Here is a 19,535-nt window from a genome sequence, read left to right as displayed (position 1 = left end):
GTCGCGGTCGAATCGTTACGGCTCACAGGGACTCCAGTGCATGACAATGCGACCATTCTACGTCATGCATGGCGAAGCGTGGGCCTCCAGTGCTCACCAGGCCGCTGAGGCGGCCGTCAGGGCAATTCACTAGTCTCCAGCAACCGCTGAACATCCGCGACGGCCATGGGCCGGTGGAAGTAATAGCCCTGGGCCAGGTCACAGTGCATCTGACGGATCAGCGTCAATTGCTCGGCACACTCGACACCCTCGGCCACTACCTCGAGGCCGAGACGGTGGCCAATGAAGATGGCCGCTTCGAGGATGGAGCGATCTTCCGGTCGCAGATGAGCGTCCTGCATGAAGGTGCGATCGACCTTGAGTGAGGTCACGGGAAAATGCTTGAGGTAGCTCAGCGACGAATAGCCGGTGCCGAAATCATCGATGGCGATACGCACCCCTCGATGATAGAGCCGCCGCAGATCTTCCAGCACCATGGAAGCGGCTTCGATCAAAACGTTCTCGGTCAGCTCGATACCGACATCCTGAGGCGCCAGGTCGTGTCGTTCCAGACATGCCTCGAAACGGGCAAGACAGTTGGCCCTCAGCATTTGCCGCCCGGACAGATTGATATCGACGCGTATCCCGGTCAATCCCGCCTGTTTCCAGGCAGCCTGCTGACGACAGGCTTCCTCCATGACCCAATCACCCAGACGGTGAATCAGGCCGGTCCGCTCCGCCAGTGGAATGAACTCGGCAGGTGACACGAAGGCCTCAGCGTCGCTCGGCTTCCAGCGCAGCAGGGCCTCCAGGTTCTCGATGCGACCGCTGGCAACCGACAACTGAGGCTGATAATGCAGGCTGAGCTCCTCACGCTCGATCGCCTGCTCCAGCTTTTCCACCAGATGCTGCTGGCGCACCAGTTCATCATAATGGTGCTGCTGAAAGAACCGCAGCCCCCCCAGACCATCCATCTTGGCGCGATTCTTGGCCACATCGGCATTGCGGATCAACTCGCGGGCGCTGGTGCCATGCTCGGGATACAGGCTGACCCCGAGGGCTGCCGTCACGCGTCGCTCGACGCCATTGATCAGGAAGGGTCGCCGCATGGCGTGCTGGACCTTGCTCACCAGGCGGCTGACATCATCGCGCTGCCCGACCCCCAGAAAGACCAGCACGAACTCATCGCTCGACACTCGCGAGATCAGATCCGTCAGACGCTGCTCCTCACTCAGCCGGCCCGCCATCTGGGCCAGCAGGCGGTCCCCCTGGTCGTAGCCCAGGGCATCATTGATCTCGGAAAAACGATCGACGTCCAGATACATCACGGCCAGGCCGGCATGACGCACCAGACATGTCTCGAGTGCTTCCTCGAGCTCGGCCTCGAATGCCGTGCGATTGGGCAGATGCGTGAGGGCATCGAAGCGCTTGGCAAAATCCAGGTCACGGTGGGCCTGCTTCTGATCGGAAAGGTCGACATCGACACAGAACATGGTCGGCGAGTCGGTATGTTCGCCCAACATGACATGATGCGAGAACACCGGCACACGCTCACCACTGTGATGCACGAGCTCCACTTCTTCTGCCGCGATTTCCTTGCCTTCATCGACCCAGGCCCGATGCGCTTCGATCATCGACTCACGCATCTCACCGGGGATGATCAGGTCTTCCAGGGCCCGGCCCCTCGCCTCTGCCGCTGTGTAGCCGTACAGCCGAGTGCTGGCCTCGTTCCAGTATATGACGCGGCGTTCACGGTCATACCCCTGGACAGCCACCTTGGGGAGGCTCTCCAGGAGAACGCGGAAACGCTGCTCGCTTTCCAGGTACTGCTGCCTGACGCGCTCCACGCCATCGGATGCGATCGATGCCGGCTGAAAGCGCCCAAAGAGGCCGTGACGTCGCCTGATAATCTTGTTCCACCACCTTCGTAGACGCGCTACGCGACCTAGCATGTTGATCCCCGATGCTGTAGGAAGAAACGACATGTCGCGCAGTCATTTCTTACAACCCGACGTCTTGAGACCTGCAAAATGTCATCGATGACGACTTAGTGCAACTCTCAGTCCACGTCTCCGCTCCCACTCGGGCACCCAGGCGGTCCCACCCGCCCCTCTTCGCTCCGTCCTCACTTTGACATTGGGCGCGTTTTCTCTTCCTTTCCTTACTGTTGCCTGAGCTTTCTCGGCAACGAAGACCAATCCTGTAATCAACTGGAAGGGATATAGAAAATGAAACTCGACAAGCTCAAGCATGGCTTTGACCACACTGCAATGCCCGAGACGAGCCACACCGGCTATTGGTCACGGGAAGTCACGCAACAGCTGGCTCATCAGGACTGGGCGCTGACCCATATCCGCAACCGCATTGATTTGTCGGCATGGCAATCGCATACCACGGACCTGCCCCGCGATCCCTACGTGGAACAGCGTTGGAAGCGCATGGCATGGCTCGCCCTGGACCAGGCTGGCGAAATGCAGGATCTTGGCCACTGCCCCATGGCACAGGGTGGCGCCTTCAACGATGCCGAGAGCATGGCCGACAAGCTCCGCTATTACGCCCCCTTAACCCGAGCATTCCTGGAGCGGCACGACGTCAAGCGCTTCGTGGAAGCCTGGGCAGGACTCTGGGGCCTGCAGGCCAATGAGCCAATCCTGATGCAGATAACCGGCGTGCGTGGCGAGGGCAAGATCGACCCTCTGCAGGGCCAGGGGATTCATGCGGATGGCTGCAAGGCCCTGAGCATCATGGTGGTCAGCCGACAGAACCTGGTCGGGGCGGATAACCATCTCTACACCGACAAGGCTGGAACCGAGCTCGTGGCCAACGCCACCCTGGCGCCCGGGGATATCCTGCATCTACGTGACGACAGGCTCTACCACAGCGTGGACGCCATCACGCAGCAGGCGCCTCATCAGGCATTCGAGCGCTTCATCATCATCATCAACAGTCGGTTCGTCGATCCCTACCAGAACCGCATCCTGCGTCGTCACTTCCCCGACGCCATCCTCAACGAAGGCTGAGTCCTTCCGCGTCCGATGGTGAGTCATCTCGCCATCGCCCTTGAGGGGTGACAAAGGTCTCGAGACGCCCTTTGTCGATACCCTCTACAACAGAACCCCCTGGCTGACGCCAGGGGGTTCTCTCGTTTACCAGGCACCACGAGGTGCCGGATGGCGCGTCTCGCGGGTCGGCGTTACTGGCGCACGCCCTCGAAGGTCACGTAGAGCTCGAGTTCCTGCATGGCGTCGGGGAACTGCGACATGTCGATGCCGTAGTTGGACAATGTCAGGCTGGTGCTGCCCTCGAAACCCGCACGATAACCGCCCCAGGGGTCTTCGCCCTCGCCCAGCAGGGTCACCGGCATTTCGATTTCCTGGGTTTCCCCATGCAGGGTCAGGTCGCCGGTCAGCACGCCTTCTCCCTCACCGGTCGGCTCGAAGTCCGTGCTCGTGAAGCTGGCCGTCGGGTACTCGCCGGCATCGAGGAAATCAGCGCTCTTGATGTGCTTGTCGCGCTCGGCATGATTGGTGGTCAGGCTGGTGACGTCGACTTCGACACTGGCCGCAGAGGCCTCGGGGTTGTCCGGGTCATACTGAAAGCTGCCGGAAAACTCCTCGAAGGACCCCAGGATGTAGGAATAGCCCAGGTGGCTGATCTTGAACTGCACGAAGGCGTGCTGGCCTTCGGTATCGATCTTGTACTCGGCAGCCTGGGCCTGAGCCAGGGGTACCAGAGCGGCAGCGGCAAGGCTGGCGCCCATCACGGTCTTCTTGAACATCATGTCGCTCTCCTGAGTTGGGGATGATGCGAGGCCCACCTTTATCACGGTCAACGTCGGCGGGTATAGCGTGGAAACAGCATGCGCACGAGAACATCGTTGCGGTCGACCAGGTGGTGCTTGATTGCCGCCAGGGCATGACCCGCGGACAGGATGATCAGTGCCAGGGCGGCATACCAGTGGATCATGCCGGCCAGCGAGGCCTGATCCGGCAGTCCGGTGAGCAGCGGCGGTGCCTGGAACCAGCCGAAGACATCGATGCCCTTGCCCTCGGCCGTGGAGATCAGATAGCCGCTGATCAATACCAGCAGCATCAGGACATACAGCAGGACATGACCGGCATGGGCTGCCAGCCGTTCCAGGCGGTGGCCGCGCGAGGCCGGAGCGGGCTGCAGCAGGCGCCATGCCAGCCTGCCCAGGGTCGCCAGCAACAGCAGCACGCCGATACTGCGATGCCACCAGGGCGCCAGGTTGTACCAGTCAGAGTAGTAACCCAGCCCGGTCATCCACCAGCCGAGCACAAAGAGGCCGACAACGGCCAGTGCACTCACCCAGTGCAGCAGTATGCTGATCCAACCCCATCCACTACGCGTATTGGTCCACATGGTCGATCTTCCCGCGACGTCATGACTTGCACAGCACTATACGATGCCAAGATCGCGGCGTCCGCTGAAAATTGCCGAACGCTTCATTCGGAAAAACCACTGCCGAACGCCGGGGTTAAACCAGGGCGTCCAACCCTCGCGCCAGGTCCCGCCGAATATCATCCAGGTCCTCGAGCCCCACGGCCAGGCGAATCAGGCCTTCCTCGATGCCGGCCGCCGCCTTCTGCTCCGCGGACAGCCGCCCATGGGTCGTGGTTCCGGGATGAGTGATGGTCGTCTTGGCATCGCCGAGGTTGCCGGTGATCGACAGCAGGCGGGTAGCATCGATCACCGACCAGGCGGCGTCGCGCCCGCCCTTGACCTCGACTCCCAGCACGGCCCCGAACGCCGACTGCTGCCGGGCTGCCAGGTCGTGCTGGCGATGATGCGGCAGGCCACTGTAATGCACACGCTCGACAGCCGGATGCCCATCCAGCCACTGCGCCAGTTCCATGGCACTGGCGCAATGCGCCTTCATGCGCAGGCTCAGCGTCTCGAGCCCCTTGGTGAAGATCCAGGCATTGAAGGGGCTCATGCAGGGGCCACAGGTGCGCACGACGCCGTAGACTTCCTCGAGCAACTTGTCGGAGCCGACCACGGCGCCACCAACGGCCCTGCCCTGACCATCCAGGTACTTGGTTGCCGAGTGAATGATCAGGTCGGCCCCCAGCGCCAGCGGCTGCTGCAACGCCGGGGTCAGAAAGCAGTTGTCGATGGCCAGCCAGGCCCCGTGACGCTGCGCGATACGCGACAGGGCGGCGATATCGACTACTTCGGCCAGCGGGTTGGACGGCGTCTCGGCAAACAGCAGCCGGGTGGCCGGGCTCAGGGCCGCTTCCCAGTCGTCGAGATTGGACAGTTCCACATAGCGGGTAGTGATGCCGAACTTGCTCAGGTACTTGTCGAACAGGCTCACCGTGGACCCGAACAGCGAGCGCGAGGCCACGATCTCGTCACCGGCGGACAGCAGCGCCAGTGCCGTGGCGAGAATCGCCGACATGCCGGATGCCGTGGCCACGCAGCGCTCCCCGCCCTCGAGCGCCGCCAGGCGCCGCTCGAAGGTATGCACCGTGGGGTTGGTGAAGCGCGAATAGACGTTGCCCGGCTCCTCGCCGCCGAACTTGCGAGCCGCCTCGGCGGCACTGCCATAGACGAAGCTGGAGGTCGGAAAGATCGGCTCACTGTGCTCCTGCTCGGCCGTCCGCCGATGCCCGGCCCGCACCGCCAGCGTCGCAAGCCCCCAGTCCTCCGGGGTATGCTGGTCATCCTGCATGACGCTCTCCCTAGTCGATGTCATCTTCCTGGTTGTGCATGCCGACCAGCGCATGGTCGCCGGCACTCGTCAGCTTGGCCTCGTCGTTGCGCATCGCTTCGAGGTCGGCCAGGTAGGCGTCATCGATATCACCGGTGATGTACTGGCCATCGAAGACCGAGCAGTCGAACTCGTCGAGCGCCGGATTGACATCGCGGCACGCCTGCTTCAGGTCTTCCAGGTCCTGATAGACCATGCGATCGGCACCGATCAGTTCACCGACCTCGGCCTCACTGCGACCGTGGGCAATCAGTTCGTTGGCCGCCGGCATGTCGATGCCGTACACATTCGGATAGCGTACCGGGGGCGCCGCCGAGGCGAAATACACCTTGTTGGCACCGGCTTCCCGCGCCATCTGGATGATCTGGCGACAGGTCGTGCCCCGCACGATGGAATCATCCACCAGCAGCACGTTCTTGCCCTTGAACTCGATGTCGATGGCATTGAGCTTCTGGCGTACCGACTTCTTGCGTTGGGTCTGGCCGGGCATGATGAAGGTGCGTCCGATATAACGGTTCTTCATGAAGCCTTCGCGATAGGTCACGCCCAGGTGCTGAGCCAGCTCCAGTGCCGAGGTCCGCGAGGTATCCGGAATGGGGATCACCACATCGATATCGTGATCCGGCCACTCCTGCTGGATGCGATCACCCAGCTTGCGCCCCATCTGCATGCGCGTGCCATACACATAGGCACCATCCAGCAGGGTATCGGGACGCGCCAGATAGACATGCTCGAAGATGCAGGGCGCCAGGCGCGGCGTGTCGGCACAGCCCTGGGTGTGAATCTTGCCGTCCATGTCGACGAAGATCGCCTCGCCCGGCGCCAGATCGCGGTGCAGCTCGAAGCCCCCGACGTCCAGCGCCACCGACTCCGAGGCGATCATCACTTCCTGCCCTTCCCCTTCGTCGCGCGTGCCGAAGACCACCGGGCGAATGCCGTTGGGATCCCGGAAGGCCACCAGACCCACGCCATTGATGATGGCCACGGCCCCATAGGCGCCCCGACAGCGACGATGCACCCGACGCACCGCATCGAAGATATCCCCGGGCGCCAGGTGCAGCCCCTGCTTGCCCAGCTCATGGGCGAAGACGTTGAGCAGCACCTCGGAATCCGAGCTGGTGTTGATATGACGCAGGTCCGAGGAGAACAGCTCCTGCTTGAGCTGCTCGGAGTTGGTCAGGTTGCCGTTGTGCGCCAGGGTGATGCCATAGGGGGAATTGACATACAGCGGCTGGGACTCCGCCTCGCTGGAGGACCCTGCCGTCGGATAGCGTACATGGCCGATGCCCAGATTGCCCTTGAGGCGCGTCATGTGACGGGTATGAAAGACATCCCGCACCAGACCGTTGCTCTTGCGCAGCAGGAAGCGTCCTTCGTTCCAGGTCATCATGCCGGCGGCATCCTGGCCGCGGTGCTGCAATACCGTCAGGGCATCATAGATCCCCTGGTTCACCGCCTGCTTGGCCATCAGGCCCACGATCCCGCACATTACTGCTTACCTCGCTTGCCAAAAGTGGAGGAGATGGGCGTTCCATCTCAATATTCCGATCATTCCGTGCTCGCGCCGTCGCCCGCAGCACTCTGCGTTTCGGTCGCTGCCGGTGACGCCAGGCGTTCCAGGCTGGTCGTCGACCCCGGCAGGCGTTCTCCCCATTCCATCAGATACCCGACGGCCCAGCCACGCAGCTGTTCCAGTCGAGGGCGAAGCTCGGCATCCTGCCAGGCATTCAACTGCGACAGAGGGGTCAGGCCGATCAGTACCGTCGCCAGTACCAGTACGGCAGCCCCCTTGGCGGCACCGAAGGCGGCGCCCGCCAGGCGATTGAAGAGCCCCATGCCAACCCATTCGACCGCCGCATGCATGACGCGGATCACCAGACCGCAGGCCAGGATGACCGCGAAGACCACCAGCACGAAGGCCAGCACCAGGCGCCCATCAGGGCTCTCGATCAGACTCGCCAGGCGCTCGGCAACGGGCTGCGACAACCAGCGGGCCGCCAGCAGCGCCACCACCCAGGACGCCAGCCCCAGGGCCTCGCGCACCAGCCCGCGGAACAGCCCGGTGATGGCCGTGAGCGCCAGCACGGCGATACACAGCCAGTCTATCCAGGTCAGCGCCATGTCGCTCACTCTGTCCTCACCAGCAGGCCCTGCAGGTTCAGCGCCGCCTTGAGTTTGCCCATGACGTTCTCGGCCGTTTCCGAACTGGCATAAGGGCCGACATAGACCGTCGTCATGTTGTTGTCACGCGCCCGCTGATAAGCCGGATAGCCCTGCTCCTGCAGGCGCGCATGAAGACCTTCGGCGTTGCTGGGCTGAGCGAAACTGCCGACCTGCACGGCCCACTCGCCGTCCGGGATGGCGTTCGCCTGACGCTCGTCGGCCGCCCGCGCCAGTTCGGCGATGGGGTCATCGGTCTGCTGCGAGTCATTCGACGTCGACTCACTGGCGGTGTCCGTCGAGGATGCCGGCTCAGTCTCCTCGGCCGGCGTTGTCACCGACGACGAATCCTGCTCAGCCTGCTGCGGGGCAGCGGCATCCTCGGTGGCGACCGGCTCGACCGTATCCCGGGACACCTCTGTTTCATCGGCGGTCGTGGCCGACGCGTCCTGCTGCGATTCGACGCTTTCCGGCGGTGTCGGCTCCGCCACGTCACGCTGCTCGACATCGACCGGTTGCTCGATGGTCAGCACGGGATCGGGGCGTTCCTCTCGCGGCGCCGGGTCATCCAGCAAGAGAGGCACAAAGATCACTGCCAGGGCAATGAGTACCAGTGCCCCACTGACCCGCTCACGCATACCGTATTTCATGTCATTCCCTCGATGGACGTGTCATCCCGACCAGTCTGCGCCGGATTCCCCCGGGCGGCCAGCACCTCGGCGACCGTGAAGAAGGAACCACAGACCAGTACACGATCTTCCGGCTCGAGCCGGCCTTCCAGCCAGTGCGCCCCGGCGGCGGGCGACGCGGCCCGGGCGACGACTTCCTGACCATGGCGCAGCAGGCAGGCGGCCAGGTCATCGGCGCTTCGCGCGCGACTGCCTTCCAGCGAGGCCGGCACCCAGGCATCGATGACCGGCGACAGAGCCTCGATCACCCCATCGGCATCCTTGTCACCCAGCATGCCGATGAGTGCATAGGTCTTGCCGGCGACGCCCCATTCGGCCAGCCGGGTCGCCACATAAGCCGCCGCCTGGGGGTTGTGCCCCACATCCAGGCACCAGGCGCCCTCCCACTGCATGCGCCCCGGCAGGCGGACATTGGCCATGGCGGCCCGACAGGCTTCGGGGCTCAGGGTGATACCTGTCAGCGCCAGGGCCGCCAGGGCGGTGGCGGCATTGTCCAGGGGCAGGCCCGGATCGGGCAGGTGCGTAATGCGCTCTCCCGCCCGACGCCACCAGTGCCAGGTCGCCGCTTCCTGCTCCAGGCCATAGGCCTCGTCCAGCGCAAAGGCCGGCGCCGGCAAGGAGTCCGCCGCCTCGCGGACACTGGCGGGCAGGCTGCGGGATCCCAGGACGGCCGGTCGTCCCGACCGCATGATGCCGGCCTTTTCGCGACCGATACTCGCCAGGTCATCGCCCAGAAAGGCCGCATGGTCCAGCGCGATGGTGGTCACCACGGCCACATCCGCGTCGACGACATTGACCGCATCGAGGCGGCCGCCCAGGCCGACTTCGAGAATGGCCAGTTGAGGTGACAGGCTACGAATGGCATGCAGGGCGGCCAGGGTGCCGACCTCGAAATAGGTCAGGCTGACCGGCTCACCCGCCAGGCGCGCCGCTTCGACGGCCCTGAAGGCGTCCATCAGCGTCGCGTCATCGGCCTCCTGGCCGTTCAGGTGGAGCCGCTCGTTGTAGCGAAGCAGGTGGGGAGAAGTGTAGGTGGCCGTGGACAGGCCGTGCTGGCTGGCCAGCGATTCCAGCATGGCCACGGTTGAACCCTTGCCGTTGGTACCGGCGACGCTGATGATCCGCTCGGCGACGGGGCCGTCGAACAGCCCCATGCGCTGCGCCACCTCGGCCACACGCTCCAGGCCGAGGTCGATATCCACCGGATGAGCCGCCTCCAGTCGCCTCAGCCAGGCCTCGAGCTCGGTGGGTGACGCCGTTTCGTTCATGACGCCTAACTCAGCGCTGGCCGTCGGAGCGTGGCGTCGGCTCGAATTCCGGACTCTCGCTGTCGCCGCCAGACTCTTGCGGAACCTCCTCGGACGCCGCCGGCTCTTGTGGCAGCGGCTCTTGCGTCGACTCTTCGGCCTGTTCGGCGCGATCCACGAGGTCCGGTACTTCGCCGCCACGCGCCGCCGGTCCATTGGCCGGCTGATGCGTGAGCTTGCGCAGCACGCCGCCCAGGCGCTCGCGGATCTCCTGGCGGTGGACGATCATGTCCACGGCGCCATGCTCAAGCAGGAACTCGCTGCGCTGGAAGCCTTCCGGCAGTTGCTCGCGCACGGTCTGCTCGATGACCCGCGGGCCGGCAAAGCCGATCAGGGCATTGGGCTCGGCCACGTTGAGATCGCCGAGCATGGCCAGCGATGCCGAGACACCACCGAACACCGGATCCGTGAGCACCGAGATATAGGGCACCCCGGCTTCCTTGAGCTTCTCGAGCGCGGCCGATGTCTTGGCCATCTGCATCAGCGAGAACAGCGCTTCCTGCATGCGCGCCCCGCCGGAGGCGGCGAAGCAGACCAGCGGCACGCCTTCATCATGGGCCAGGGTCGCGGCACGCACGAACTTCTCGCCGACCACGGTGCCCATCGAGCCGCCCATGAAAGTGAACTCGAAGGCCACGGCGACCACCGGCAGGCCTTCCAGCGAGCCGCGCATGGCGATCAGGCCATCCTTCTCGCCGGTCGACTTCTGAGCGGCCGCCAGGCGGTCCTTGTACTTCTTGGAGTCGCGGAATCGCAGGCGGTCGACCGGCTCGAGGTCGGCGGCGATTTCCTCCCGCCCTTCCTTGTCGAGGAACCAGTCGAGCCGCTTGCGAGCGGTCAGGCGCAGATGATGCTCACACTTGGGGCAGACGTTGTGATGCTTCTCGAGCTCCGGCAGGTAGAGCACCGACTCGCACTTGGGACACTTACGCCACAGGCCGTCGGGAACGCTCGTGGTACGCCGGTCCTTGCGCTGAATGCGCCCCACCGAGGGCACGATCTTGTCTAGCCAGCTCATGTCAGAATCGCTTCCCTTTGTACTGTCGCCCCCGCCGGGCGGGGGCCAAATCAAATCGGTCGACTCAAGTTCGTCAGCGCCTGTTGCAGGTCCAGCGAGCGAGAGCCCAGCAAGGCGTTCAGGTGTCCAGGGCCTGACGCATTTCCCCCAGCACCGCTTCCAGAGCCGCGGGGATCGCCTCGGGTGTCTCGGCGTTGTCGGCGATCTGCTGCACCAGGACACTGCCGACGATGACGCCATCCGCCACCTGGCCGACGGCCGCCGCCGAGGCGCCGTCGCGAATGCCGAACCCGACGCATAACGGCAGGTCGGTCATCTCGCGCAGAGGCGCCAGGTGGTCCGCGATGTCCGCGGCATCGGCCGCCGCCCCGCCGGTGACGCCCTTGAGCGAGACATAATAGAGATACCCCTCACCATGGGCGCATATTGTAGCGGCCCGAGCATGCGAAGTGGTAGGGGCCACCAGGAAGATCGAGGCCAGGCCGCGCGCCTTGAGCACCGGCCCGAGCAGGTCGGCTTCTTCCGGCGGCATGTCGACCAGCAGCACGCCATCGACACCGGCCTCGGCGGCCCGGTCGGCAAAGTGCTCGCCCCCCAGGCGCTCGACGGGGTTGAGGTAGCCCATCAGCACGACCGGGGTATGCGGATCGTCACGGCGGAACTCGCTGACCATCTCCAGAAGGTCCACCAGGCGAACGTCATGGCGCAGGGCCCTTTCACAGGCCTTCTGGATGACCGGGCCATCGGCCATGGGGTCGGAAAACGGCACCCCCAGCTCGATGACATCGGCACCGCCGCGCACCAGGGCATGCATGAAGCCCACGGTGTACGCCGGGGACGGATCGCCGGCGGTGATATAGGGAATCAGTGCGCGGCGGCCCTGCGCCTTCAGATCGGCAAAACGTTGATCGATACGATTCATCAGGCTTCCTTAGAATTCGATGCCGTCAAGCTTGGCAACGGTCATGATGTCCTTGTCACCGCGCCCGGAAAGGTTGACCACGATGTGCTGGTCGGGCCGCATGGTCGCTGCCAGCTGCTTGGCATGGGCCAGTGCATGGGCCGACTCGAGCGCCGGCATGATGCCCTCGACATGCGTCAGCTCGCGAAACGCCTCGAGCACGGCATCATCATCGGCGGCCACATACTCGACGCGGCCGACATCCTTCCACATGGCATGCTCGGGGCCCACACCCGGATAATCGAGGCCCGCCGATATCGAGTGGGTATCGGAAACCTGGCCACCCTCGTCGGACATCAGGTAGGTGCGATTGCCATGCAGCACGCCATGTGGCGCACCGGACGTCAGCGGTGCCGCATGCCGCCCGGTGGCGACGCCATCGCCGCCGGCCTCGACACCGAACATGGCCACCTCGTCATCCTCGGCGAACGGATAGAAAAGGCCGATGGCATTGGAACCGCCGCCGACACAGGCCACCAGGGCGTCGGGCAGGCGGCCAAACTCCTCGAACGACTGGCGGCGTGCTTCACGCCCGACCACGGCGTTGAAGTCGCGCACCAGCATGGGATAGGGATGCGGCCCCGCGACGGTGCCAATGATGTAGAAGGTGTCATCGACATTGGTCACCCAGTCACGCAATGCCTCGTTCATGGCGTCCTTGAGCGTACGGGTGCCCGACTCGACCGGAATGACCGTGGCACCGAGCAGCCGCATGCGATAGACGTTGAGCTTCTGGCGCTCGACATCCGCGGCCCCCATGTAGACCTCGCACTGCAGTCCCAGGCGCGCGGCCACCGTGGCCGTGGCCACGCCATGCTGGCCGGCCCCGGTCTCGGCGATCACCCTGGGCTTGCCGCTGTTCTTGGCGAGCAGTGCCTGGCCGATGGTGTTGTTCACCTTGTGCGCCCCGGTGTGGTTGAGGTCTTCGCGCTTCAGCCAGATCTGTGCCCCACCGATCCGGTTCGACCATCGCTCGGCATGATAGAGCGGTGATGGACGCCCCACATAGTGGGCCAGATCATGGTCGAACTCGGCCTGGAACTGCGGATCCTCACGAAGACGCCGGTAGGTCTTCTCCAGATCCTCCAGGGCGAAGCTCAGGGTCTCCGAGACGAACCGGCCACCATAGGGGCCGAAGTGGCCGCGGTCGTCCGGCAGTCGGGTCAGGTCACTGAACTTGCTCACGAAAGACACCTCACAGGATCGGTGTAGCGTTGTCGATGCACAGCACAACGGTGAATGGAATCATGAATCGGCGCGGCGCACCGCGCTCATGAAGGCCGTCATGGCACCGGCATCCTTGATGCCGGACTCGGCCTCGATGCCGCCGGAAACATCCACCGCATGGGGGGCCACCCCGGCGATGGCCTCGCCGACATTGGTCGGCGCAAGACCTCCGGCGAGGATAACAGGTTTTGCCAGGCTTGCGGGGATCCGCGACCAGTCGAAGGTCTCGCCGGTACCGCCCGGCACACCGGGCCGATAGGCATCCAGCAAAAGCGCCCGCGCCCCGCTGAAGCGCGCGGCTGCCGCGTCGAGATCGAGCTCGTCGCGCATGCGCAGCGCCTTGATCCAGGGACGGCCGGAAGCCGCACAGGCCGCGGGCGACTCGTCACCATGAAACTGCAGCAGATCGAGGTGCGCCGCCGCCGCCTCGACCTCCTCGGGCGATGCATCGACAAAGAGTCCCACCCGGGTCACGAAGGCCGGCACCCGGTCGCTCAGCACGGCCAGCCGGTCCAGCGAGATGGCGCGCTTGCTGCCCGGCCACAGCACGAAGCCGAGGGCATCGACCCCCGCCGCCACGGCCGCATCGATATCCTCGGCCCGCGTCAGGCCACAGAATTTCACCCGGGTTCGCGCGACCCGGCTGGCATGATCAAGCATCGGCGGACTCCTGTTCATCGCCGTGGGACTGAGCCTCGGCGGCCGCGGCGCGCGCCGCGGCAAAGGCCAGCCCCTCTTCCCGACTCCGCCCCCGCAACAGCTCGGGGCGTATGCTCGGCAAGGGGCGCTCCCCGGTCCACTCGCCGAGCAAGGCCAGCAGATTGGGGCCCAGTGGCTCAGCGGGCAGGTCCCAGGCCGCGTCATAGATCGAGTCGACGAAATGCAGACCGTGCGCCGGCGCGGTGATATCGCCCAGCGCCCGGTTCTGCAGCGCCAGCAGGCGGCCGAGATAGTCGGTGCCCTGTTCGCCACGCCCGACCCGCATCAGGGCGCCGGCAATATTGCGGATCATGTGGTGCAGGAAGGCATTGCCCTGGACATCCAGCACCAGATAGGGGCCATGGCGCTTCACCTCGATGAAGTGCAGGTGGCGCCAGGGTGTTCGCGACTGACAGCCGGCGGCGCGAAAACTGGAGAAGTCATGCTCGCCGACCAGCACCTGGGCCGCTTCGTTCATGGCCTCGGCGTCCAGCGGATCACGACACCAGGTGACGTTGGCACGCTCGAGTACCGGCCGGGTGGGCTGGTTGAGCCAGACATAACGATAGCGCCGGGCCAGCGCCATGAAGCGCGCATGGAAGGCTTCGTCCACCGGCTTGACCCAGCGGATGGCAATGTCACCGGGCAGGTTGGCATTGCCGCCGAACACCCAGGCCTTGGCGGAGCGCGCTGCCGGCGGGTCGAAGTGCAGGATCTGTCGCGTGGCGTGCACCCCGGAGTCGGTGCGTCCACTGGCATGCAGATCGACCGGCGCACTGGCTACCCGCGACAGGGCCCTCTCGAGGGCGCCCTGGATGGAAGGCGCATGCTTGAGGCGCTGCCAGCCACAGTAATGACTGCCGTCATACTCCACGGACATGGCCAGGCGGCCTGTCAGGGGCTGGTTCTCGTCAAGACGTCGAAAAAAGCTCATGGTGCGATCGGGTCATCGGCTCGGGATTCACCAGGCGGCTGCCCGGAAAGATATGACGCCACATTATCCCTGCCAGACGCGCATAACGCCAGCCGTGGGGCCGGCCTGAAAAGAAACGGGGCGCCCCTGTCAGGGCGCCCCGCGACGCACGCGCATGGCGGGCGAGCCGATTTACTGCTCGCGCAGGATCTTCAACATACGCTTGAGCGGCTCGGCGGCACCCCACAGCAGCTGGTCGCCGACGCTGAAGGCGGACAGGTATTCACCGCCCATGGCCAGCTTGCGCAGGCGGCCCACCGGGACCGTCAGGGTGCCGGTCGCGGCGGCCGGCGTCAGGCTGTCGTTGGTGGCATCCTTGTCGTTGGGGATCAGCTTGACCCAGTCGTTGTGCGTCGCGATGCGCTCCTCGATCTCGTCGAGCGGCACATCCTGCTTGAGCTTGATGGTGAAGGCCTGGCTGTGCGAGCGCATGGCGCCGATCCGCACACAGAGCCCGTCGATGGGGATCGGGTTGTCCTGGCGACCGAGAATCTTGTTGGTCTCCACCGAGCCCTTCCACTCTTCGCGGCTCTGGCCATTATCGAGCTTGGAGTCGATCCATGGCAGCAGGCTGCCGGCCAGAGGGGCACCGAAGTTGTCGACCGGGAAGTCGCCGCCGCGCATGGCCGCGGTCACCTGGCGATCGATATCCAGAATGGCACTGCCCGGATCCGCCAGCTCGGTGGCCACACTGTCACGCAGCGTGCCCATCTGGTTGAGCAGTTCGCGCATGTGCTTGGCACCCGAGCCGGAAGCCGCCTGATAGGTCATGGAGGTCATCCATTCGACCATGTCGGACTCGAAGAGCCCGCCGAGGCCCATCATCATCAGGCTGACCGTGCAGTTACCACCCGTGAAGGTCCTGGCACCACGCGCCAGCTGCTCGTCGATGACCTTGCGGTTGACCGGGTCGAGAACGATGGTGGCGTCATCGGCCATGCGCAGGGTGCTGGCGGCATCGATCCAGTAGCCTTTCCAGCCTTCGCCGCGCAGGTCGGCGTAGACCGCCTGGGTGTAATCGCCACCCTGACAGGTGATGATCACGTCCAGGGCCTTCAGCGCCTCGAGATCGTGGGCATCCTTCAGCGCGGGCACGTCCACACCGACATCGGGACCGGGCTGACCGGCCTGGGAGGTCGTGAAGAAGATCGGCTCGATACCGCTGAAATCGCCATCCTCGATCATGCGTTGCATCAGCACGGAGCCGACCATGCCACGCCATCCGACGAAACCGACTTTCAACATGTGAAGTCCTCCAGAAAAAGTGAACGATTAATACTACAGAAAAAACGATGCCGTATCAGCGCCCACCCTGCTGTCGCGATCGCGACACCACATGGCTGCCTCAGGACGCTTCCAGCGCGGCCAGCACCGCATCACCCATCTCGACCGTGGATACATACGGGCCACCCTGCGGGGCGATATCCGCGGTCCTCAGGCCATCATCCAGCACCTTGCCGACCGCCGCTTCGATACGCTCGGCGAGTGCGTTCTCGCCCAGCGAGTAACGCAGCATCATGGCCACCGAGAGAATCGTCGCCAGCGGGTTGGCCAGCCCCTGGCCGGCGATATCCGGGGCGCTGCCGTGACACGGTTCGTACATGCCCTGGCCGCTCTCGTTGAGCGAGGCGGACGGCAGCATGCCGATCGAGCCGGTGAGCATGGCGGCGGCATCCGAGAGAATGTCGCCGAACATGTTGCCGGTCACCACCACGTCGAACTGCTTGGGCTCCCGTACCAGCTGCATGGCAGCGTTGTCGACATACATGTGGGTCAGTTCGACATCCGGATACTCGGGTGCCAGGCGTTCCATGACCTCGCGCCACAGCATGGTCACTTCGAGCACATTGGCCTTGTCCACGGAGCAGAGTTTCTTGCCACGCTTCTGTGCCATCTCGAAGGCAACGCGGCCGATACGCTCGATCTCCGCCTCGGAGTAGATGTAGGTGTTGAAGCCGACGCGCTGACCATCGCGCTCTTCGATGCCGCGCGGCTGGCCGAAGTAGATGCCCCCGGTGAGCTCGCGCACGATCATGATGTCGAGGCCGGCGACCAGTTCCGGCTTGAGGCTCGAAGCCTCGGCCAGCTGCGGATACAGCAACGCCGGACGCAGGTTGCCGAACAGTCCCAGCTCCTTGCGCAGCCCCAGCAGCCCTTTCTCCGGGCGCTTGCTGATATCCTCGATCGCGTCCCACTGTGGCCCGCCCACGGCCCCCAGCAGCACCGCATCCGCCGCCCGGGCGCGATCGAGGGTACTGTCCGGCAGGGGCGTACCATGCAGGTCATAGGCCGTGCCGCCCACCGGCGCCTCCTCGACCTCGACATCCAGGCCCCGCGCCTGGCAAGCCGCCAGCACACGGCTCGCCTGAGCGGTAATTTCCGGGCCGATACCGTCGCCCGGGAGAACCAGAATCTTGCGTGTCATGACCAATTAATCCTTGTAAAAGCCGTAAGCCGTAAGCCGTAAGCCGTAAGCCGTAAGCCGTAAGCCGTAAGCCGTAAGCCGTAAGCCGTAAGCCGTAAGCCGTAAGCCGTAAGCAAGCGGACTTCTACCGCCCCCCTGGGGGTCAAGATTTTTCTTACCGCTTAAAGCTTACAGCTTATAGCTCCCGGCGCAGCCGGGTCAGGCTTCGCGAAACATCCAGGGCCGCTCGACTCGATGGCGCTGCTCGAAGGCGTGAATCGCGTCTTCGTCCTTGAGCGTGATGCCGATGTCGTCGAGCCCTTCCAGCAGGCAGTGCTTGCGGAAGTCGTCGACCTCGAACTCCAGCAGTTCCCCGGACGGCGTGGTCACGCGCTGCTTCTCCAGATCCACCTCCAGCCGGTAGCCCTCATTGGCGGCGACTTCCTCGAACAGGCGGTCGACCTCGGTTTCGCTCAGCCTGACCAGCAGGATGCCGTTCTTGAAGGCATTGTTGTAGAAGATATCGGCAAAGCTCGGCGCGATGACCACGCGAAAGCCGAAGTCCTCCAGCGCCCAGGGCGCGTGCTCGCGGGAGCTGCCGCAACCGAAGTTGTGGCGCGCCAGCAGGATGCTGGCGCCCTGATAACGCGGCTGATTGAGCACGAAGTCCGGGTTGAGCGGACGCTGCGAGGCGTCCTGACCGGGATAGCCCTCATCGAGATAGCGCAGCTCGTCGAACAGGTTGACGCCGAAGCCGGTGCGCTTGATCGACTTCAGGAACTGCTTGGGGATGATCAGGTCGGTATCGACGTTGGCGCGATCCAGCGGGGCCACCAGGCCGTCGAGGTAATGAAATTGCTGCATGGCTCAGGCCTCCTGGGCAGTGTCGAAATGGCGAATGTCGACGAAGTGACCCGCAATGGCAGCGGCAGCGGCCATCGCCGGGCTGACCAGGTGGGTGCGCCCTCCATAGCCTTGGCGACCTTCGAAGTTACGATTCGACGTCGAGGCGCAGTGCTCGCCGGCGCCCAGCTTGTCGGCATTCATGGCCAGGCACATGGAGCAGCCGGGCTCGCGCCATTCGAAACCGGCGTCCAGGAAGACCTTGTCCAGGCCCTCTTCCTCGGCCTGGCGCTTCACCAGCCCGGACCCCGGCACCACCATGGCCAGTGCCACCGAATCGGCCACCTTGTGACCCCTGGCGACCTTGGCGGCGGCGCGCAGATCCTCGATCCGTGAGTTGGTACAGGAGCCGATGAAGACCTTGTCGAGACGGATATCGGTAATCTTCTGCCGCGGCGCCAGCCCCATGTAGTCCAGCGCGCGGATGATGCCGGTGCGCGCCGTGTCATCGCCGGCCTCGTCCGGATCGGGCACTTCACCGCCCACGCCGGTAACCATTTCCGGGCTGGTGCCCCAGGACACCTGCGGCTCGATATCGGCGGCATCCAGGTTGACGACCTTGTCGAACTCGGCCTCGGCATCCGACACCAGCTGACGCCAGTCGGCCACGGCGGCGTCCCACATCTCGCCACGCGGGGCATAGTGGCGGTCGCGCAGATAGTCGATGGTGGTGTCGTCCACGGCGATCAGGCCGACCCGGGCGCCTGCCTCGATGGCCATGTTGCAGACGGTCATGCGGCCTTCCATGGAAAGCCCGCGAATGGCGCTGCCGGCGAATTCGATGGCGTAGCCCGTGCCGCCGGCGGTGCCGATGCGGCCGATGATGGCCAGCACGACATCCTTGGCGGTCACGCCTTCGCCAAGTTCGCCTTCGACACGCACCTGCATGTTCTTCATCTTCTGCGCCAGCAGGCACTGGGTCGCCAGCACATGCTCGACCTCGGAGGTGCCGATGCCATGCGACAGGGCCGCAAAGGCACCGTGGGTCGCCGTATGCGAGTCCCCGCAGACCACTGTCATGCCCGGCAGGGTTGCGCCCTGCTCCGGCCCGACCACGTGCACGATGCCCTGGCGCGGGTCATTGATGCGGAATTCCTCGATGCCGAAGGACTCGCAGTTGTCATCCAGGGTCTGCACCTGAATCAGGGAGACCTGGTCCTTGATGCCGGCATTGCCTTCGGAACGCTCGACCAGGGTGGTGGGCACGTTATGATCCGGGGTGGCCAGGTTGGTGTCGATGCGCCACGGGCGCCGGCCGGCCAGCCGCAGGCCCTCGAAGGCCTGCGGCGAGGTGACCTCGTGCAGCAGGTGTCGGTCGATATAGATGAGCGCGGTGCCGTCGTCGCGCTGCTTCACCAGATGCTGGGACCACAGCTTGTCATAGAGTGTCTGGCCTGGCATGTCTTCCTCCCGGGCAGGGCCCGCATGTTGCGTCACGGTGGGGCAGTGAATCTGCCCTTATTGAGTATGATGACAAGTGT

General features: G+C 64.6%; 18 protein-coding genes. 1 reads left to right on the top strand and 17 read right to left on the bottom strand.

The annotated features are described in order from the left end of the window. Positions 1 to 116: 116 nt before the first annotated feature. A complete protein-coding gene (locus HHA01_RS04380; RefSeq protein ID WP_141318129.1) occupies positions 117 to 1,931 on the bottom strand; it encodes a putative bifunctional diguanylate cyclase/phosphodiesterase in 1,815 nt (604 codons plus the stop codon). 276 nt (positions 1,932 to 2,207) lie between these two features. Between HHA01_RS04380 and HHA01_RS04375 the strand changes: the two genes are divergently transcribed. Further along, positions 2,208 to 2,999: a 2OG-Fe dioxygenase family protein gene (locus HHA01_RS04375; protein WP_141318126.1), complete on the top strand. Its 792-nt coding sequence runs from the start codon at positions 2,208 to 2,210 to the stop codon at positions 2,997 to 2,999. A 173-nt stretch (positions 3,000 to 3,172) separates the two neighbouring features. Here HHA01_RS04375 and HHA01_RS04370 read toward each other — a convergent pair whose 3' ends face one another. From HHA01_RS04370 to leuC, 16 genes are all read right to left on the bottom strand, one after another. Beyond that, positions 3,173 to 3,757 (bottom strand): YceI family protein, encoded by a 585-nt coding sequence (locus HHA01_RS04370; RefSeq protein ID WP_141318306.1) that lies wholly within the window; start codon positions 3,755 to 3,757, stop codon positions 3,173 to 3,175. A gap of 50 nt (positions 3,758 to 3,807) precedes the next feature. Then, positions 3,808 to 4,362 (bottom strand): cytochrome b, encoded by a 555-nt coding sequence (locus HHA01_RS04365; protein WP_141318124.1) that lies wholly within the window; start codon positions 4,360 to 4,362, stop codon positions 3,808 to 3,810. Positions 4,363 to 4,477: 115 nt separating this feature from the next. Then, the gene (locus HHA01_RS04360; RefSeq protein WP_141318122.1) at positions 4,478 to 5,674 is read right to left on the bottom strand and encodes an O-succinylhomoserine sulfhydrylase; all 1,197 of its coding nucleotides are present in this window, start codon (positions 5,672 to 5,674) and stop codon (positions 4,478 to 4,480) included. Positions 5,675 to 5,684: 10 nt separating this feature from the next. Beyond that, positions 5,685 to 7,202: an amidophosphoribosyltransferase gene (gene purF / locus HHA01_RS04355; protein ID WP_141318120.1), complete on the bottom strand. Its 1,518-nt coding sequence runs from the start codon at positions 7,200 to 7,202 to the stop codon at positions 5,685 to 5,687. A 59-nt stretch (positions 7,203 to 7,261) separates the two neighbouring features. Beyond that, a complete protein-coding gene (locus HHA01_RS04350; RefSeq protein ID WP_141318118.1) occupies positions 7,262 to 7,834 on the bottom strand; it encodes a CvpA family protein in 573 nt (190 codons plus the stop codon). A gap of 5 nt (positions 7,835 to 7,839) precedes the next feature. After that, on the bottom strand, positions 7,840 to 8,523 hold the full coding sequence (locus HHA01_RS04345) for an SPOR domain-containing protein (protein WP_141318116.1): 684 nt from the start codon (positions 8,521 to 8,523) through the stop codon (positions 7,840 to 7,842). Then, positions 8,520 to 9,830 carry a bifunctional tetrahydrofolate synthase/dihydrofolate synthase gene (gene folC / locus HHA01_RS04340; protein ID WP_141318114.1) on the bottom strand — a complete coding sequence of 437 codons (1,311 nt, stop codon included), beginning with the start codon at positions 9,828 to 9,830 and terminating at the stop codon, positions 8,520 to 8,522. Before folC ends, HHA01_RS04345 begins: the two co-directional genes overlap by 4 nt. Positions 9,831 to 9,840: 10 nt before the next feature. Further along, a complete protein-coding gene (accD, locus tag HHA01_RS04335; RefSeq protein ID WP_141318112.1) occupies positions 9,841 to 10,887 on the bottom strand; it encodes an acetyl-CoA carboxylase, carboxyltransferase subunit beta in 1,047 nt (348 codons plus the stop codon). Positions 10,888 to 11,005: 118 nt separating this feature from the next. Then, positions 11,006 to 11,809 carry a tryptophan synthase subunit alpha gene (trpA, locus tag HHA01_RS04330; protein WP_141318110.1) on the bottom strand — a complete coding sequence of 268 codons (804 nt, stop codon included), beginning with the start codon at positions 11,807 to 11,809 and terminating at the stop codon, positions 11,006 to 11,008. A gap of 9 nt (positions 11,810 to 11,818) precedes the next feature. Then, positions 11,819 to 13,033: a tryptophan synthase subunit beta gene (trpB, locus tag HHA01_RS04325; protein WP_141318108.1), complete on the bottom strand. Its 1,215-nt coding sequence runs from the start codon at positions 13,031 to 13,033 to the stop codon at positions 11,819 to 11,821. Positions 13,034 to 13,093: 60 nt separating this feature from the next. Further along, a complete protein-coding gene (locus HHA01_RS04320) occupies positions 13,094 to 13,735 on the bottom strand; it encodes a phosphoribosylanthranilate isomerase (protein ID WP_141318106.1) in 642 nt (213 codons plus the stop codon). Next, complete coding sequence (truA, locus tag HHA01_RS04315) at positions 13,728 to 14,708, bottom strand: tRNA pseudouridine(38-40) synthase TruA (protein ID WP_141318104.1); 981 nt, start codon at positions 14,706 to 14,708, stop codon at positions 13,728 to 13,730. The genes HHA01_RS04320 and truA overlap by 8 nt, the downstream gene beginning before the upstream one ends. A 171-nt stretch (positions 14,709 to 14,879) precedes the next feature. Beyond that, positions 14,880 to 15,992, bottom strand: a complete 1,113-nt coding sequence (asd, locus tag HHA01_RS04310) for an aspartate-semialdehyde dehydrogenase (protein WP_141318102.1) — start codon at positions 15,990 to 15,992, stop codon at positions 14,880 to 14,882. A 100-nt stretch (positions 15,993 to 16,092) separates the two neighbouring features. Beyond that, on the bottom strand, positions 16,093 to 17,172 hold the full coding sequence (gene leuB / locus HHA01_RS04305) for a 3-isopropylmalate dehydrogenase (RefSeq protein ID WP_141318100.1): 1,080 nt from the start codon (positions 17,170 to 17,172) through the stop codon (positions 16,093 to 16,095). Positions 17,173 to 17,370: 198 nt separating this feature from the next. After that, positions 17,371 to 18,015, bottom strand: a complete 645-nt coding sequence (gene leuD, locus HHA01_RS04300) for a 3-isopropylmalate dehydratase small subunit (protein WP_141318098.1) — start codon at positions 18,013 to 18,015, stop codon at positions 17,371 to 17,373. A 3-nt stretch (positions 18,016 to 18,018) separates the two neighbouring features. Then, a complete protein-coding gene (gene leuC, locus HHA01_RS04295; protein ID WP_141318096.1) occupies positions 18,019 to 19,455 on the bottom strand; it encodes a 3-isopropylmalate dehydratase large subunit in 1,437 nt (478 codons plus the stop codon). Positions 19,456 to 19,535: the final 80 nt, after the last annotated feature.

Source organism: Halomonas halmophila, from assembly GCF_006540005.1.
In the GTDB taxonomy this organism is placed as follows: Bacteria; Pseudomonadota; Gammaproteobacteria; order Pseudomonadales; family Halomonadaceae; genus Halomonas; species Halomonas halmophila.
This window is presented reverse-complemented; position numbering and strand designations above follow the sequence as displayed.